This window comes from Flavobacterium sp. N502540, assembly GCF_025947365.1.
In the GTDB taxonomy this organism is placed as follows: Bacteria; Bacteroidota; Bacteroidia; order Flavobacteriales; family Flavobacteriaceae; genus Flavobacterium.
Genome location: NZ_CP110012.1, coordinates 4,507,696 through 4,525,156, shown reverse-complemented (window position 1 = coordinate 4,525,156; position 17,461 = coordinate 4,507,696). Strand labels below are relative to the sequence as shown.

Below are 17,461 nucleotides of genomic sequence, written 5' to 3'. Positions count from 1 at the left end.
GGTTTGTCTGAAATAAAATGATTTATTATGATTAAAATAGTATTTGCTTATACACTTTTCATTTTTACAGCACTAACCTCAAGTGCACAGAGCAATAGGCTCGTGGCAAGCTGTTGTCTTACAAAGTTTAAGGAAGCGGGCAGATGTACTGGCAACGCGTACTGCAGTGCCTGTTCGAACTGCAGTAGGTGTGCACATTGTTCTAACGGTGGAAGTTGTGGGGTATGTGCTTCATATTCGCAGCCTGTCAGGTATACGGCACCACCTAAAGCAACAAAGAGCAGGACTGTAAATTCTTCTGCAAAAGCTGCAACAGTTTCTTTTACTTCCGGGACGTCGCTTAAATCCAAAACAAAGAAAGAATCTACAATAAAAAAAGTAGTTACCTATAGTCCTGAAGATATGTTGGCTGTAAATACTGAAATCCTTAAGTTGCGTGAAGGACCAGGAAATGAATATGAAGTAATAGAAAACCTTAAAAGATATGATCTATTAATGGTTATTGCTATTGACGGAGAGTGGTTACAGGTAAAGGTAATTCAATCAGGTAATTTTGGATATGTGAATATGAAATATGTATATAGGACTTAGGGCACTTTTTTAATAGTTGCTCTTTATTAAAAAGTGGATTGTAATTAGATATCCCCGCTTTCCGAAGTGTTCAACTAAAAAGCTGCACAAATGTCTCTGACTTTGCGCTTTTTTTATGCTTATTGAATTATTAAAGTCCGTAAAAGTCTCCCGACTTTTTATATTTATTTCTCAGGATGCAATTAGTTTTATATTTGCATCTCTGAAAAACAAACTTATAAATTTAAGTAATTAACCTGACAACTCTTTGAACATGACTAGCGAAACTACTAATTTCACTTCCGCCACCCATTATTTTTTATTTCTGAAAATGGAAAGATAAAACTTGAAAACTGGTCCGATATTGATCTGGAAAATAACGATGCGGAAGAAAGTCCCCTATTGGTTTTAGACAGCTCCATATACATGGATATTGTAGATCTGGTAAATAAAAAAGAATCATGTAGAGCTGATAAAGTCAAAATCTTTAATTTGATTTCTTATGCCCAGATTAATAAGATCAACCATTTTGCTTTATTTGCCCTATTGGAATTATCATACGACAGAGAGACGTTGAAAATTAAAGAGGAGAAGTTTTTTGATTATAAGAATAAATTGGATTACCCTGCTGAGCCAATTGAAAGTCCTTGGAGAAAAGATAAAGATGCGGCAGAATCAATTAATATAAATGTTGGAGGCAGATACACTACATCAAAAACTAAACCTGGTTTTAGAAATGTTACCGGCTCTGAAGGATGTTTTACGGTGTGTGGTGGGAATGAAGGTATACCTACACTACAAGCGGATATAGACTCTAGACAAGAAAAATTAAAAAAAGCAAATAAACCAACAAATATTACTATCGAAGTAGACAGAAGAGAAAATGTCAATACAACAATTGAAGTGCCCAAGACTAACTGATAAAGTTCTAATTAAAATTTAAAAATATGAGAAAGTATTTGTTGCTTATTTTTTTACTACTATTTTTTTTAAAAATATATCCTCAAACAGAACTAAAAACAACTTGTTGGGATTGCTGGACTAATTATAACGATTCTAGATTTAAGAACAAGTACTATAAATTAGAATTTAAGGATGATTTTATAATTATTAACATTGATAGTATATACAATTATACTTATAAAATAAATACAAGGAAATCATCTTTTAAGATGAATGACGAAATATTTTTTATAGATAAAAAAAAGAATGAAATTAAAATAAGATATTATTACAAAAAAATGAGAGAATCAGTTAATGAAATAGTTACTTTAAATTTCAAAAAATGCGAGAATTAAACTCCGCCCTCCAAAGAGTTCTAGTGAATAGATAAATTGTCGCGTGTGCTGTGCGAATGTCTCCGACTTTGCACGCTGCTGATATTGATCGGGTAGCAGAATCGGCTTTAGTGCTAAAAAACATTAAAAATCCTGGAAGTTACTCAAGATTAAGTAATAATGTGCTTGGAATGGTTTAATTCAAAAATATTCTAGTATTTTAGACGAAAAAGTGAAATGGCTAAAAGTGAATAATGAATGGTTTGAAAGGTATAATACTCCTTGGTTACAGAAGATTATTAGTAGAGGAGACAGAATTAAAGTAATTTCTGAAGAAATACCTAGAAATTTAATTAATAAAGATGGGAATCCTACACATTTTGCTAGAGAATTAGATTTTTTAAGAAAACGGATACTCTCCTGGTAGTGATTGGATTGATGGAGGTGTTTATTGGTATAAATCAAAATAATTTTTATGTTTTTAGAAAAATTAGAAAAGGAATTGAATAAGTATAGTTGGGGATACAAATTTACTATTAATAAACATAATCCATTTTATGACATAATTTTTCCAAATGTCATAATTACATTTTATAGAAATTTACAATATAGAAGTGTTGAATGTACGTTTGAAGTTATAAATCACAAGGAATATAAATCTAATTTGGAAACATTACTAAAGGCTAATAAAGTTGATACTTCTAATTTATACTATGAATATAGTTCTGTAGAAGAAGAAAGCTATATAAAGCAGTACGTACAAATAATATTTCAAAAATTGTTACATATCATAAATGGTAATTATGAGAATTTTGAAATAATTAACAAGTTCAATAATGATTTTAATTTAATCGTTAAAACTTTAGGAACAAGTATGATTTTTGATACAGAAATTTATAGAAAGTTAGAGAGGGGAGATGAGTCTTGGAGGGAAGATCTAATAAATATGAACCCTTCGGACAGTTAGTACCCGCTCTACGAAGAGTTCTTAATTAAAGAGCAAATTTGTCGTGTATGTTGTGCGAACGTCTCTGACTTCGCACCCGCAAGGAAATTACCCAGCTTTCCGAAGTGTTCAACTGAAAAGCTGCGCAAATGCCTCTGACTTTGCGTTTTTTTTTTATACTTATTGAATTATTATAGTTTATAAAAGTCTCCCGACTTTTTATATTTATTTCTTAATATTATTTTGATCTTGCTTGTCTAGAATTTAGACGTTTGCAAGTTGGCTCAAAGTCAGAGACGTTTGCGCAGCGCTTGTGAAGCATAATTTACAGAACGAGGGAATGAAATTCTTATACAAACTTTAAAATACAATACTAAGAATCTGTTATAACAGGAAATTCATAAGGTACTATCTCGATTTTTTCTAGTTCATATAGATAAATTTTACCATATCTGTTTTTTTGTATATTTGATTATTGATTTAATAAATACAATTAATTTTAATGCTTTTCTTTGAGTTTACTCGTTCTCTAAGAATAATTTTTTTTAATTCTTAAATCAGTAAATATTGACTTTAGAATCCAAAAAGTTTTTATAAATAAAAATATGACACAAGCCTTAAAAGAAAGAGAAATTAGAGCCTTATATGATAACGACACAATAATTGTTTATCAGGCTTTTAGAAAGGAAATAGCTTTGTCGGCAGTAAAATCTCAAACGTTTGTTAGTCCTTTTAAAATTGAGAGGATGACTTGGATTAAACCTTCTTTTTTATGGATGATGTATCGTTCTGGCTGGGCTCAAAAAGAAGGGCAAGAACATATTTTAGCTATCAAAATTAAACGTGAAGGATTTGAATGGGCATTGAAAAATTCTTGTCTATCTACTTATAAAGAACATATTTATAAAACGCAGGAAAACTGGAAAGAAAAATTAAATAGTACTTCTGTACGTATACAATGGGATCCTGAAAAAAATCTTTTTTTAGATAGATTAAGTTATAAGTCTATTCAAATTGGCTTAAAAGAAGAGGCCATAAAAAAATATGTAAATGAATGGATTGTACAGATTGATGATATCACTGATTTATCTAAAGAAATACACCAACTTATTTTGAATAACAATCTCGAAATGGTAAAAGATAAGCTTCCTAAAGAAGAAATTTATCTTTTACCTGATAATATTAAATTAACTATTAATGCTACTTAATCATTTTAGACTTAAGCTTATTAACTGTATCGTTTATATCTGTATATTCGGAACTTTTATATTCAGAAATAATTTTTCTTGTTTCGTCGGTATCTATTTTAGATAGCGCCCATAGACATTTGTTCCATATAGGTACCATAAAAGTTTCTGTATTTTCTTTTGACTGATTTTCCAAATAATTTTGAGTTAAAACATGTACAAAATACTTAATTGCAGAAGGTGTTTTTTCTAAAGAATCTACCAATCTTTCAATTAAATGATAAGAAAAATTTTTTAAGATTGCTTTTTTATATAATGCCGTCAATTTAATTTCAGATAGCTCATCATCATATAAATATTCAATTATATCAAAATACATTTCTGTTTTTTCAGAATCATTTTCAGTTATAGAATTATTTAATTCATTCCAAAAATATTCTTTGTTTTTTTCCAAATCTATAGGATAAGCTTGGTAAAATTGTTCTTCATCAAGTTTGTTTAAAATTAAATCATAGATTAATTTTTCTTCTTCTTTTGTTATCATTGCTTAGTTTAAAATTAGTGACATTCAAATTCCATTTTTTCAAAGGATACAATATTACTGTTAAATGTATTCAGACCTTTACCTTGTCCCAATCCAATATTAATTTGAGCTTTTTTACCTACCTTTTCTTGTTTAAAATAAGCTGAATCTTGATTCCAACCTGATTTAACCTCTGGCATATCTGGATAAGTTGCTTTTACTAACTTTGATTGATCCCTAACTCCTATTTTGGACAAAGAATCAGTGGTACCATCTTTCATCGTAAATTTATAAGTAACGCCATCATAATTACTTGAAAATGCTGCTGTTGGAGATGTAAACGTTTCTGTTGTGGCAGGTAGTTTTTTTGTTTTCTCTAAAATTTGAGCATGCTCCTTAGATATCGTTCTGAAAAAATACTCGTCTAATCCAAATGCGTCAACAAGTGCATTGTTATCATGTACATACCCATAAAAATTCGGATTACTTCCTAAAAGCCCGATCGGATCCTGACTTAAATAAAGTCCACTGTCAGGATTATAATACCTAAACCTATTATAATAAAGGCCGGTCTCCATATCTTCATACTGCCCCAACTGCCTAAAAGGGACAAAATTCCGATCACCTTTTAGATTACGGAGATCTCCGTAAATGTCATAATCCGTTTCCCAGACTAACTTACCTTTTTCAGTATAAGCCTGTATAGGACGTCCAATATAATCATTAATGATAGAGAACTTTTCATCTCCAACAATCTTAGCACTTGGTACAAAAGAACCTCCTTCATACACCCAAGTAACTAAATTGCTAATTGGTTCTGGCTTGTCGTAAACCAAGTCATCTTCGGTAGCAACTAATTTAGGACGATCTTTTAAATCGTACTTCCATTCGTGAATCAAAACGTTTCCATCCCAAACATAGCGATTTATTTTTTGGTTTGCAATTTTTGCGGTACGTCTGCCCAGGGCATCGTACTCAAAATGTACCGTTTTTCCATCCGGGTTGGTAATGCTCTCGAGCATACCATTCGCCAGCCAGCTATAGGTGGTATCACCTTCCTGCCACTGTTCATGTTCTTGCTGTAATCTAGTTTCTTCGCCTTTGTTGCCTGCCAATTTATCGATCCAGTTGGTGGGTTCTTCGAATTTTAGTTCCTCATTAATGTTTCTGGTACTTTTGTGTATCAGATTACCCAGTTCGTCGTATTTATAATGATACTTTTCGTCCTGTAACAGTTTACCTCCTTTACCATACTTACGATCGCTGCGATCGGGAGTTTTATAAAGATTCCCTACTGCATCCGGGGTTTTGTAAAGCTGTTCTTTACCATTATAATCTGCCTTTGCCAGATTACCAAAATCATCATAATCAAAGTAGGTGATATTAGAGGTCATTTGATTTACGGCACTGCGCAATTGCTGGTTGGTATCCCAGTTGTAAAAGCGTGATCCGGTGCGTTTCCCATTGGCAAATACTTCCTGTTCTTTTTGTTTTCCGCTGTTGTTGTAACTGGTTTTTATGTGGAGTCCGCCTGTAGTAAATCGCTCTATTTCTCTTCCCAACTCGTCACGTTTCAGGGTGGTTTCCCACTTCTGATGCTGTTCTTTGAGTTCGTTGCTTTGTGCCTCGATGCGTTCCAACTGTCCTTTTGAGTCGTAATGCGTACTGATCTCTGCTCCTAAACTAGTGTTTATATGGGTGCGTTGTCCCAGTTTGTTGTAAGTCGAGGTAATTGTAATGGCATTATCATCTTTGTCGAGCTGTTGTTTTTGGGTTTCTTTTACGATACGGCCCATTTCATCACGTTCCAGAAGGATGCTTACATTTTGATTCACGGCTTCTGTTAAAAGTCCGTTTTTGTTGTAAGTGTAGGTTTCCCAGGTACCGTCATGATAATCGGCTCTGGTGATGCGTCCCAGTGCATCCTGCTCGTATTCGGTAAATCTGCCGTTGCCATGATCTATTCTGGTCACTTCACCTGCGAGATTGCGCTGGTATTTTTTGACCATACCGTCAAAGGCAGTTTCTTTGATTATTTGCCCGGCTTTGTTGCGGCTAAAATAGTAGACTTCGTTGTCTTCGTTTTTGATGGCTTGCAACTGTTCCATCTTGTCGTAATCAAAACGCACTTTCACACCATTTTGCTCGCGTGTGGCAAGGCTTCCCAGTGGGGTATAACTAAACTTAATCTTGTTTTTATTGTCTTTTAGCGCTATGACTTCATCGTAATTGTTGTAGGTAAACTGTATGACATTGCTGTCTTTCTCTACAATTTGTCTTACGCGGTCCAGTGCATCGTAGCTAAAATAATCGGCCATTTGCATTGGGGTGTAGATCGCCTGTACGCGTCCGCGATGGTCGTACTCCCATGATTTTAGTTTTTGGTTGTTCTCACGCCATTCTATCAGATTGAATTGATCGTCATAAATCAATTCGAGTTTGTTGTTGTTTTTGGCCACTGTCGCCAATAGTCCATTATCGTGATAACTAAAGTGAGTAGTGGTTTTATCGGGAGCAATAATCGTTTTGAGCTGATCTTCTCTGTCTTCTTTGTACAGATAAACGGTCTTATTCCCTTCGGGATCTATGGCTATTGATGGGCGGTTTTCCTCATCGTAAATCATGATTTCTTCTGTGCCATCCGGGTAAACGGTACCGGTTTTGTTTCCTCTGTCATCGTAGTTAAAGCCCAGGATGCGTCCTTCGGGATCAATCTCGCGATAGAGTTCCATAAACTCGGTATAATCGTAAAAGGTACTGTTGCCCATGGCGTCTTTTACTTGTGTAATCAACTGGCTTGATTCGTAATAATAAGTGGTTACAGCTAGGTTGGAGTCTGTTATCAGATTATAACCTTCCTCGGGGTGGTATTCCATCCAGCCTTCCTGCCAGCCACCATCACCCCAGGTGTGGATACAGCGGTTTTGGGTATCATATTCCCAGTAAAAAGCTTGTCCGTTACGGTCAGTTTTTTTAACCATTAAATGATTTTCATATTCAATGGCTGTCGGCTTTTGAAGTGCATCAATAATAGCACTTATGTTACCTTGCTTATCGTACTCGTAGGCTACTAAAAGTTCGTCCTCTTCCGGTCCGACAAGTTCCAGCTTTTGAATGAATCCGTCCTTAGTGCTTACTTTGATTTCTCTGCCTGCAACATCGATGATTTTTTTCAGACGATTGGCTGTAAATTCGAAAACGATGTTAAGTCCGCTAACATTACTAATTTGGGTAAGTTGGTATTTTTTACCGTCAAAAAGGGTAAAATCGTAAAAAAGCTTGCTTTGATGATCGTAAGCCTGATAGCCGTCGGGAGTTCTTTTCAGAGTTGTTTTTTCTTCACGGAGGTAAAATTCTTCCTCGGGCATCAGGATAGGAAAAGCAACAAGTCGTCCGTCGTCCATGCGAAGTCCTAAGGCATCGTCCTCGGAGTATAATTCTACCGCTCTGTCGTATACACTATGTGTTCCATGACCGAGCCATCCCACATAAGGAGAATCTGAATACCAGCTGCGTTTCCAATTTAGAGGAATCGGACTTGCCAGATCAAAATCACTGCCTTCATAAATCACCACGCCATTGACCACATTTACGGGGTCATTAACACATTTTCGGAGTCCATCTTTAAGCCCTTTAGGAGTTTTCGATCCTTTAAGGTTAATCTTTTTAACAAGTCCCCTAACTTTTTTCATTAAGGTACTAAAACCAATACTAGCTAATAATCCTGTAAGGACTCCTCCCCAATCGGGAGGATAGGGGCCACCAACCATTACGGGTTTTCCGGTAGGGATAGGCAATGAAAATGAGGTAGGAGCAAAAAGGGTTGGGGCAAACGGGAGCATTTTTTTTCCTACTTTGGTTTTCCCTAAAGACATCGAGAGTGGAATCCCAATATCATTACAGGTCATTAACATGTGTCCTTTGGGACTCATTCGGGTACCATCTGAGAATACAGTTTTAGAAGCAAAAAAGTTCATGCTTTCATGGCCGATAATAGGAGTTAGCAGCCAGGGCGGTGTAAAAAGAGGAATGTGCATCAGAGGTATTATGATACCGCTGGTGTCTGAGTTTCCACGTTTAAATCCATTTACATGCACAGTGGCACCTAAAAACGGAATATAATCAAATGGATCGATGACAATACCTATATAAGGATGAAAAGGATTAAAAGGGGGTAGGGTAGTAAAATGGATGTCTATCCCCACTACAATGGTTAAATGGTTATCGGTTAATAGCATATTTAGTAGGTGTTGCTTAATTATTTGGCACTTCTCTTCTATTTTGGGGCTTACTTATTTGCTGTCAAATGCTATTACTTTAAGAATGATATGGTCATAGCTTTTTGTAAATACATTAATTTTACTTTATTTCTTGTAGGAAGAAGAATATCGAAATACAGTTATGAACGAAAATACAACAGTATTTTGGATGCACAAACTAATTTGTAAGATTTATTATAAAGAAAAGACTCTAATATGTTAATTTAAGGAATTAGAAAAAAGGCAAGAAAAAATCACACTTCGTAAGAAATGGGACTGTAATTCTTGTAATCAAGACTAAATATGAAGTTTCACCATTAATTTTTTGTTATTAATAAGCAATAACAGAATTGGATACTTCTGGAAAGTTATCACACAAAAGTATAAAAGACCTCATTTTGCAAGAAGTGGTCTTTTTTGCGTCTACTGAGATATGTTGATCTTAACACTAACAAATTTGCATCAGGAATTTTTCTTTTTAATCTGAACGAGGCAAGATGATAAGCTGTGGGTGATCTTGTTATTTATTTGAAAAACAGGTGTTTATACGGTTTTTTAATTGTAAGATAATTTATACATTCACATCAGTATTCCAGTATTTATTTGTGACTTAATAGCAAACATTATATAATATTTAATTAGCAGAAGTTAAAATGGACTATTTTAATAAAAGGGTATTAGCTGAAAACCCATTTAAAAGTAAGCGCTAATCATAAAAATTATAAACTATGAAAAATTTAAGAACCACAACACTGCTAATAGTAGCAATTCTATTCTCGGTAGTAACCTATGGCCAGGTAAATTTAAAAATTAACAAACCAATTGCCGAAAAGGACAAAGCAGAAATTCAGACCATTCTAAAATCTTTTGATTCTAATTCGTACAATATTGATGTGAAAACAGAAAAAGGTACTTTAAGATCCGGTAAAGCAGTAGGTTTAGCTGATGTTAAACAGGGTAAAACTGTTAGACCGGAATCGGTTGGAACTAAAGCTGCAACAAACACAAATATTAATATTTTTAAATCGGCGGCGGCTGCAACAAATACCAATATTAATATTTTCAAGTCTAATGCAGCAGCTACTAATACCAATATCAATATCTTCAAAACAGGTAAGTTTAACAACGAGCAGCTAAGCCAGCTTGATAAGCTTTATCATATTTTAAATAAATACCAATAAATTTTTATTAAAATTAAAATAGTCCGTTTTAATTCTATGAAAAAAACCTACAGAACTTTTATCGTTGTACATTTTCTTATAGTAATATTGACTGTATCACATTTGTACGAATTAGTTAATTGGAATCCGGTAAAATCTTTATTCGAAATTTATTCATCATTTACATATACCAATAGAAACTTCGGGTTCTTTGCCCCGACAGTAAATGATGACTTCTCTATAGACTTAATAGCGTTTAAAAACAATCAAAAAATAGGGCGAAAGATTTTATTTAACGAATCAAATTCTGAAAATAAAATAAGACTTTCAACTATGCTATGGCATTTTGCCGAAGGAAATAGTAACTCACAAATGGACTTATATGCCAGATCCTGGGCAATTTATTGTATGAATAAAGACAGTTTGATTACAAGCGTTAAGGTTAGTGTATATAAAAACAATATACCTACGATGAAAGATTTTAGATTAGGCAAACAAATTAGTAAAACCCTTTATTATCAAACCACGATATATGCCAATTAGTATTTTTTATAAATTAACTAGTAAGTTTTTTAACTTTATTGAAGTTGAAAAACCGACTTATCCTTTATTTTTTTTCAGAGTTGGGTTAAGTATGATCTGTATAGGTAAATTCGTTGTTCTAAAATCAAATTTTAATGAGTTTTACGGGCAGTACGGACTTATACAGTGGAGTATATCAAAATTAAGTAATTATAATTTTTTGCCACATATAGGTAATATTGTTTTTGCATTAAGCAAATGCTTTAGTATTTCTCATGATCAGGCAACAACATTACTGTTAGAACTTTTTTTCTGCGCCTGTTGTTTTCTGATGATTGGCTTGTTTACAAGAATAAGTACTGTTATTTGTTTCTTTTTACATTTAGCCTTTATAAATACCGGTAATGGTTTTATTTATGGTGTTGATGTTTTTACGCAGTTAGCATTGTTTTATGGTATGTTTTTTCCTTTAAACGCTACTTATTCAATCGATTCAAGTATTGGAATTAGTAAATTTAAAAAAACATCAGTATGGTCTGGTATTTCAATTAGAATGATTCAGATACAAATGTGCATCGTATATCTCTCGACGGGTATTGAGAAAAGTTTGGGAAAACAATGGTTAAACGGAGAAGCGATTTGGAGAACTTTGATGATGCCGATTTTTAAGACATACGATTTTTCCTGGATCTCTAATTACCCATTCATTCCTGTTACGCTTGGAATATTTGTTCTGATAATTGAGATAGGTTATTCTGTATTTATCTGGTATCCGAAGACCAGAACAATATGGTATATCTTTATTATACTATTACATATAAACATAGGAGTTATCATGGGAATGTGGTTCTTTGCTTTTGTAATGATATTTCTTAATACTTTTGCTTTTGGCAGTGATGTTTTAAATGATATTCGGTCTAAAAGCAGATCTGGCAACCAACGGTGGTTCCTAAGTAAAGCATCATAAAGTTTGGACTCTATTTGAATTTATCAAAGGATACTGCGTCTATTGGTAGTTTTAAAAGTAAAAAAAAATCCCACTTCTTAAGAAATGGGATTTTTTTGTGACCCTTACTGAACAATTTACAAACCATTTTATGAATGATTTAAAGAAATTAGCCTGGTTTCAAGTGAATTTGTAAGATAATTATTTTAGGTTTTATCAAAAAGTGGTTTGTATGTATCGTAGAGGTTTAATGTTCGTGCTACTCACGGCAAGGAATCCCTTAGCTGTTGTAGGTTGTTTTTTAACTTTTCTTAAAAATTTTGTATTTAGGTTTTTCGTAATCTGTTATGTCCAAAATAATATCATAAACGCCTGTTAAAATTTCTATATTATTTCCTTTTGGCATTATTCCGTCGCTCATATCTTTTCCAAAATTTAAAGTCCAATCGTCATTAAAACGAAATTTAAGCTCTCCTGTTTTTAAAGTCACATTTTTAATTGTCCAAATTCCTTTTGTTTCAGTTTCAAAAAGTTTTGCATCAGGACCTTCCCAGCCTTTTTCTGTGGCACTTCCTACAATTCCCCAAGAAGGAAATATTTTATTTGCTTTTTTTAGTTGATTTCCTACATGAAAACTTAATGACTCTATTTGTGAAGTCTTGTTTCTTTCAAAAATTACATCACCCATTAATTCTTCAGCGAAGAATAAATTTTCTTTTACAGGATATAGAATAGTTGTGGGGCCGTTTCCACTTTGCAATTTTAATTTATTGTTTTCAACTGTAAGGTAAATTACAAAATTGTTTTCAACTTGATAAGTTCCCTCATATTGCTTTAAAGTTTCTGAGCTTATGTTGGCTACAATTGGAATTTTGTAATCTTTATCGTATAAATTATACAAAGTTTTCATAATAGCATAAGTGGCAGTGTCTAAACCTCTTTCTGTATTTGTAAGCAGTATAATGCAGATATCATCTTCGGGAATTTGAACAAAATTGCTGCAAAAACCGGCTGCATAACCACTATGGCCAACTGTCATTTTTTTAAACATTGGTCTTGTAATCCAACCATAGCCATAATTGTTTTTGAAAGGTGTATATGCTTTTTCTAAATTTTCTTTGGAGATAATTTTGTAATTTTTTAGGCCATTATAATATTTGTTTAAATCTTCAACAGTTGAGTATATTCCACCAGCTGCAAAAGGCATAGGTGGATCATAAACAATCGATGGTTTTTGTTCTTTTTCAGAAAAAATTTCATAGCCAGTGGTTTTATTTTCACTTTTTAGATTTTTAAAAGCAAAACCACTTTGCTTCATTTTCAATGGTTTGAATATGTATTTTTCAACTGCTTTTTCGTAACTCATTCCAGTAACTTTTTGAATTACATAGCCTAGAAAATAATATCCCGAGTTAGAATAACTCCAATCGGTTCCAACTGGAAAATCCAAAGGTTTTGTTTTTTGAAATTCAACAAATGATTTTTCCGTTTGGTCTTTCATATCATTTCCTCTTGTATAGTCATAAATTCCAGAGGTATGAGTTAACAAACTTTCAATTGAAATAGCACTTGCATCTGGATAATCTGGATAGAACTTTGAAAGTTTATCCTGCAATGAAAGTTTTTTTTCTTCTACTAATTTTAAAATTACCGTTGCTGTAAAAGTTTTTGTAATGGAATATATTTGGAAAATGCTGTTAGCGTTATTTTCCTTTTTTAAATCTACATTTGATAATCCGTAACCTTTATTTAGTAAAGTTTCTCTTTTTTCAGAAATAAAAACAGAACCGTTAAATAGATTTTGCTGATTGTAAAATTCAAAAAGTTGTTCTAATTTTTCTTTCTTACTTTGAGCAATACCCAATTGTGTTATAAATAATAAAATAAAAGTGATTGATTGAATTGATTTCATGTTTTTTTGACTTTTTATTGAATTCTAACTACCGGTTTGCCCTTTGTGACAGTTGGGTAAAATTATAATAAAAGATTACAAATAAAAATGCCTTACTGAATTTCAAGCAAAATTGAGAGTACAAGTTATATTCATTCCTTCATTATAAAGCATTTTTGTCTTTTGAGGTGTAATTTTTCATTTGAGATTTTCATTGTCAAATTCCATAAAACTAAAATTATTGTTAACATAAAGATAAGAAATTTGTAAGTCTAATGTTTTACAGTGTTGAGGAGCGGTTTGAATCCAGTAAGGTCAACTCTACAGGACAACCAAACCATTTGTTTTTAGAGGTATTAACTGATTAAATCGATATAAAAAGGTCAAAAAAAAATCCCATTTCATTAGAAATGGGATTTTAAGTTTGTGACCTCGACTGGATTCAAACCAGTAACCTTCTGAGCCGTAATCAGATGCGCTATTCAGTTGCGCCACGAGGCCTTTTTATTTTTTTCAATTTGGCTATTTTTCAGTAGCTTTATTGATTGCTTATTGCGGGCGCAAAGATAAGCATATGTCTATTTCATCAATAAGGAATTGAAGAGAAAAAAAAAGACAAAAGATAATTTTTATCCTTTGCCTTTATTAGTGACCTCGACTGGATTCAAACCAGTAACCTTCTGAGCCGTAATCAGATGCGCTATTCAGTTGCGCCACGAGGCCTTTTTGCTTTTCAATCTGGCTATTTTTCAGTAGCTTTGTTGATTGCTTATTGCGGGTGCAAAGATAGGCATAAATGTGAGATATGCAAGCATGAAATAATATAAAAATAAAAAAAAATGCAGATTAAAAAATATATACGTGATATTCAAGGATTTCCGAAAAAAGAAATTTTGTTCAAAGACATCACTCCGTTGCTAAATGACCCAATTGCGAGAAAAGAAACCGTTCATATTCTGGCGGAATCTTTAAAAGGGCAAAAAATCGATAAAGTGGTGGGAGCCGAAAGTCGTGGTTTTTTCTTTGGGATATTACTGGCACAGGAATTAGACGCGGGCTTTGTTCCCGTAAGGAAGCCAAATAAGCTGCCATACGACACGATTTCGGCTTCGTACGAACTCGAATACGGCACAGACAGTTTAGAGATGCACACAGACGCCATAAAGAAAGGAGACAGGGTTTTGATTCACGATGATGTTTTGGCCACAGGAGGAACCGCAAAAGCCGTTTGTGAATTGGTAGAACAACTAGGAGGGGAGATCGTACAATGCAACTTCCTGATGGAGCTTGGCTTTTTAAACGGAAGAGAGAAAATTAGCAACTATCCAATATTTGCTGCGATCAACTATTAAGTAGATTTTAGAATTTAGATTAACGATTTTTGATTTCTGATTTTATGCTGCTAGCGGTAAGGCTGTCGGTTTTGTATCGTCCTTGGTATCCGAAATCATCAATCGTTAATCAAAAATCTTATATCCTCTCTCAAACTAGTAAAATTGTCTAAAGAGTAAAATTTAAAAACAGATAAAAAAAATCCCAATTCTAAATTAGATTCAGAATTGGGATTTATAGTATATTGGAATTATTCTTTATCTCAAGGTTGCTCCAAGTTCAGTTTCGAAAGTCTGCTGTAATTTCGACATGATTTTGTCAATTTGAGCATCTGTAAGCGTTTTAGTGTTATCCTGAATGGTAAAACTCAAAGCATACGATTTTTTGCCTTCCGGAAGTTTGTTTCCTTCATAGACATCAAACAGGTTGATATCTTTTAAAAGTGACTTCTCTGTTTGTCTCGCAAGATTGAAAATACTCTCGTAAGTGGTACTTTTATCAATCAGTAAAGCCAAATCTCTTCGAACTTCAGGATATTTTGGAATTTCGGTATATTTAATTTTTCCGGTAATGATTTTTAGAATCAAATCCCAGTTAAAATCAGCAAAGTAAACATCTTGTTTGATTCCGAAATGTTTCAATATTGATTTTTTAACAACTCCTATTTCTACTAAAGTCTCGCTATTGTAGCAAATTGCCGTTCCTTCTGCGAAAACATCCGATTGTACCGGAGCATTGGTAATTTTATCAATTCCTAAACGTGATAATACACCTCTTACATATCCTTTTAATAAAAAGAAATCAGTTGCTTTTTGAGGATTCGTCCAGCTTTCTTTGTTTCTGTTTCCTGAAATTAACAAAGTAAGGTGTTTGTGCTCCTCATATCCGTTAAGGTATTTATGATACGTTTTACCAAATTCAAATAATTTTAAATCTGAATTCCTTCTGTTGATGTTATACGAAATAGCTTCTAAACCTGAAAACAGCAAAGATTGACGCATAGTCGATAAATCACTGCTTAAAGGGTTCAGTATGGTAACATTGTGCTCCTCTTTTAAAGCAGAAGATAATTTTGCATATGCCGCTGTGGTTAATGAATTGGCCATCATTTCGTGAAACCCTTGTGAGTTCAGTTGAGAGGCAATGACATTTTGAACCTTATAATCTTCTGTTCTAGGAGAATTAGCAACGGTTGCATTGAATTTTTTAGAAAAATTAATGTTGTTGTATCCGTAAACTCTCAGGATTTCTTCGATCACATCAATTTCTCGCTGCACATCTACACGGTAAGCAGGAATCGTTAAACCTAAACCTGAATCTGAAACGCTGTTTACTTTTATATCTAAAGAAACCAGAATTTTTTTAATTGTATCTTTTGGAATCTCCTGTCCGATAATTTTTGAAACGTGACTGAAATTCAACAAAACAGAAAAATCTTCTACCTTCTTAGGGTATACCTCTATCACATCAGAAGTGATTTTACCTCCGGCTACTTCCTGAATTAAAAGTGCTGCACGTTTTAAGGCATATTCTGTAATGGTTGGATCAATTCCTCTTTCGTATCTGAAAGAAGCATCTGTGTTTAGTCCGTGTCGTTTAGCGGTTTTACGCACGCTTACAGCATCAAAATAAGCACTTTCTAAGAATACAGTTGTAGTTCCTTCTGATACTCCGGATTTTTTACCTCCAAAAACTCCAGCAATACAAAGCGGTCCTTTTTCATCACAAATCATTAAATCTTCTTTGTGTAAGGTTCTTTCCACATCGTCTAAAGTTACAAATTTAGTTCCTTCAGGTAGTGTTTTTACAATTATTTTCCCATTGATTTTTGCAGCATCAAAAGCATGCAAAGGCTGTCCTAATTCGTGTAAAACATAATTAGTAACATCGACAATATTATTTTTAGGAGTCAGTCCGATTGCTTTAAGACGATCTTGTAACCAGGCAGGAGATTCTTTAACGGTAATTCCTGAAATAGTTACTCCACAGTATCTAGGTGCCAAAAGAGGCTCTTCAATTGTAACGTCAATTTTCAAAGTACGCATATCAACTCTGAAATTACTCACAGATGGTGTAATTAATTCGATGTTTACACCACGCTGCAGCATTCCGGCTCTTAGATCACGGGCAGTACCCAGGTGACTCATAGCATCTGCACGATTCGGAGTCAATCCAATTTCGAAAACTTCGTCATTCACAACTTTGAAGACTTCCGCAGCAGGAGTTCCCGGAACTAATCCTTCTGCCAAAACCATAATTCCGTCATGACTTGTTCCCAAACCTAATTCATCCTCGGCACAAATCATTCCGTGACTTTCCATTCCACGAATCTTTCCTTTTTTAATGGTGAATTCGGCGCCTTCTTTATCGTATAGAACAGTTCCTATTGTAGCAACAGGTACTTTTTGTCCCGCAGCAACATTAGCAGCCCCGCAAACAATTTGAATAGGAGCTTCTAAACCAATATTTACAGTGGTAACTTTTAATCTGTCGGCATCAGGATGTTTTTCACAGGTCAATACATGCCCCACAACAACACCTTGTAAGCCGCCTTTTACCGACTGGTATTTTTCGACAACTTCTACTTCAAGCCCTAAATCTGTTAGTAGTTCTGAAGTTTGATCAGATGGCCAGTCCGTTTTAATAAATTGTTTTAACCAATTGTAAGATATTTTCATTTTGCTTTTTTATTCTTGTATGAGGTTACAAATATAAGAATTGCACATTGTAGTAAGAAACAATTTATTTGCTTTTTTCGGGCTATTCTTTCAGGGAGAAATTTTAGAATATGTAAGTTTCTTTTTAACACAGAGAAACATAGTTTTACATCTTCAAATGAGGCGTTTCA

Annotated in this window: 12 protein-coding genes and 2 tRNA genes; 8 read left to right on the top strand and 6 right to left on the bottom strand. The window is 33.6% G+C overall.

All coding sequences use genetic code 11. The annotated features are described in order from the left end of the window. The first annotated feature begins 27 nt into the window (after positions 1-27). From OLM58_RS18985 to OLM58_RS18970, 4 genes are all read left to right on the top strand, one after another. Positions 28-591: an SH3 domain-containing protein gene (locus OLM58_RS18985; protein WP_264530151.1), complete on the top strand. Its 564-nt coding sequence runs from the start codon at positions 28-30 to the stop codon at positions 589-591. Between the two features lie 405 nt (positions 592-996). Next, a complete protein-coding gene (locus OLM58_RS18980) occupies positions 997-1,491 on the top strand; it encodes a hypothetical protein (protein WP_264530150.1) in 495 nt (164 codons plus the stop codon). Positions 1,492-2,322: 831 nt separating this feature from the next. After that, on the top strand, positions 2,323-2,814 hold the full coding sequence (locus tag OLM58_RS18975; RefSeq protein WP_264530149.1) for a hypothetical protein: 492 nt from the start codon (positions 2,323-2,325) through the stop codon (positions 2,812-2,814). A 584-nt stretch (positions 2,815-3,398) separates the two neighbouring features. Next, positions 3,399-4,001 carry a DUF4291 domain-containing protein gene (locus OLM58_RS18970; protein WP_264530148.1) on the top strand — a complete coding sequence of 201 codons (603 nt, stop codon included), beginning with the start codon at positions 3,399-3,401 and terminating at the stop codon, positions 3,999-4,001. Here OLM58_RS18970 and OLM58_RS18965 read toward each other — a convergent pair. After that, on the bottom strand, positions 3,994-4,524 hold the full coding sequence (locus OLM58_RS18965; protein WP_264530147.1) for a hypothetical protein: 531 nt from the start codon (positions 4,522-4,524) through the stop codon (positions 3,994-3,996). The genes OLM58_RS18970 and OLM58_RS18965 overlap by 8 nt on opposite strands. 14 nt (positions 4,525-4,538) lie before the next feature. Beyond that, on the bottom strand, positions 4,539-8,741 hold the full coding sequence (locus OLM58_RS18960) for a DUF6531 domain-containing protein (RefSeq protein WP_264530146.1): 4,203 nt from the start codon (positions 8,739-8,741) through the stop codon (positions 4,539-4,541). Positions 8,742-9,490: 749 nt separating this feature from the next. On the opposite strand from OLM58_RS18960, the gene OLM58_RS18955 reads away from it, so the two are divergent. Genes OLM58_RS18955 through OLM58_RS18945 form a run of 3 tightly spaced genes read left to right on the top strand, consistent with a single transcriptional unit; the run spans position 9,491 to position 11,411 of the window. Then, positions 9,491-9,943, top strand: coding sequence for a hypothetical protein (locus tag OLM58_RS18955; RefSeq protein WP_264530145.1), 453 nt, complete (start codon positions 9,491-9,493; stop codon positions 9,941-9,943). A gap of 36 nt (positions 9,944-9,979) precedes the next feature. After that, positions 9,980-10,465, top strand: coding sequence for a hypothetical protein (locus OLM58_RS18950; RefSeq protein WP_264530144.1), 486 nt, complete (start codon positions 9,980-9,982; stop codon positions 10,463-10,465). Then, on the top strand, positions 10,455-11,411 hold the full coding sequence (locus OLM58_RS18945) for an HTTM domain-containing protein (RefSeq protein WP_264530143.1): 957 nt from the start codon (positions 10,455-10,457) through the stop codon (positions 11,409-11,411). The genes OLM58_RS18950 and OLM58_RS18945 overlap by 11 nt, the downstream gene beginning before the upstream one ends. 280 nt (positions 11,412-11,691) lie before the next feature. Here the strand turns inward: OLM58_RS18945 and OLM58_RS18940 are convergent, their stop codons facing one another. The 3 genes from OLM58_RS18940 to OLM58_RS18930 form a co-directional block, all read right to left on the bottom strand. Beyond that, complete coding sequence (locus OLM58_RS18940) at positions 11,692-13,302, bottom strand: serine hydrolase (RefSeq protein ID WP_264530142.1); 1,611 nt, start codon at positions 13,300-13,302, stop codon at positions 11,692-11,694. Positions 13,303-13,708: 406 nt separating this feature from the next. Further along, positions 13,709-13,782, bottom strand: a tRNA-Arg gene (locus OLM58_RS18935). A gap of 148 nt (positions 13,783-13,930) precedes the next feature. Next, positions 13,931-14,004, bottom strand: a tRNA-Arg gene (locus tag OLM58_RS18930). Positions 14,005-14,120: 116 nt separating this feature from the next. On the opposite strand from OLM58_RS18930, the gene OLM58_RS18925 reads away from it, so the two are divergent. Then, positions 14,121-14,633, top strand: a complete 513-nt coding sequence (locus OLM58_RS18925) for an adenine phosphoribosyltransferase (RefSeq protein WP_264530141.1) — start codon at positions 14,121-14,123, stop codon at positions 14,631-14,633. A 237-nt stretch (positions 14,634-14,870) separates the two neighbouring features. Here OLM58_RS18925 and pheT read toward each other — a convergent pair whose 3' ends face one another. After that, the gene (gene pheT / locus OLM58_RS18920) at positions 14,871-17,291 is read right to left on the bottom strand and encodes a phenylalanine--tRNA ligase subunit beta (RefSeq protein ID WP_264530140.1); all 2,421 of its coding nucleotides are present in this window, start codon (positions 17,289-17,291) and stop codon (positions 14,871-14,873) included. Positions 17,292-17,461: the final 170 nt, after the last annotated feature.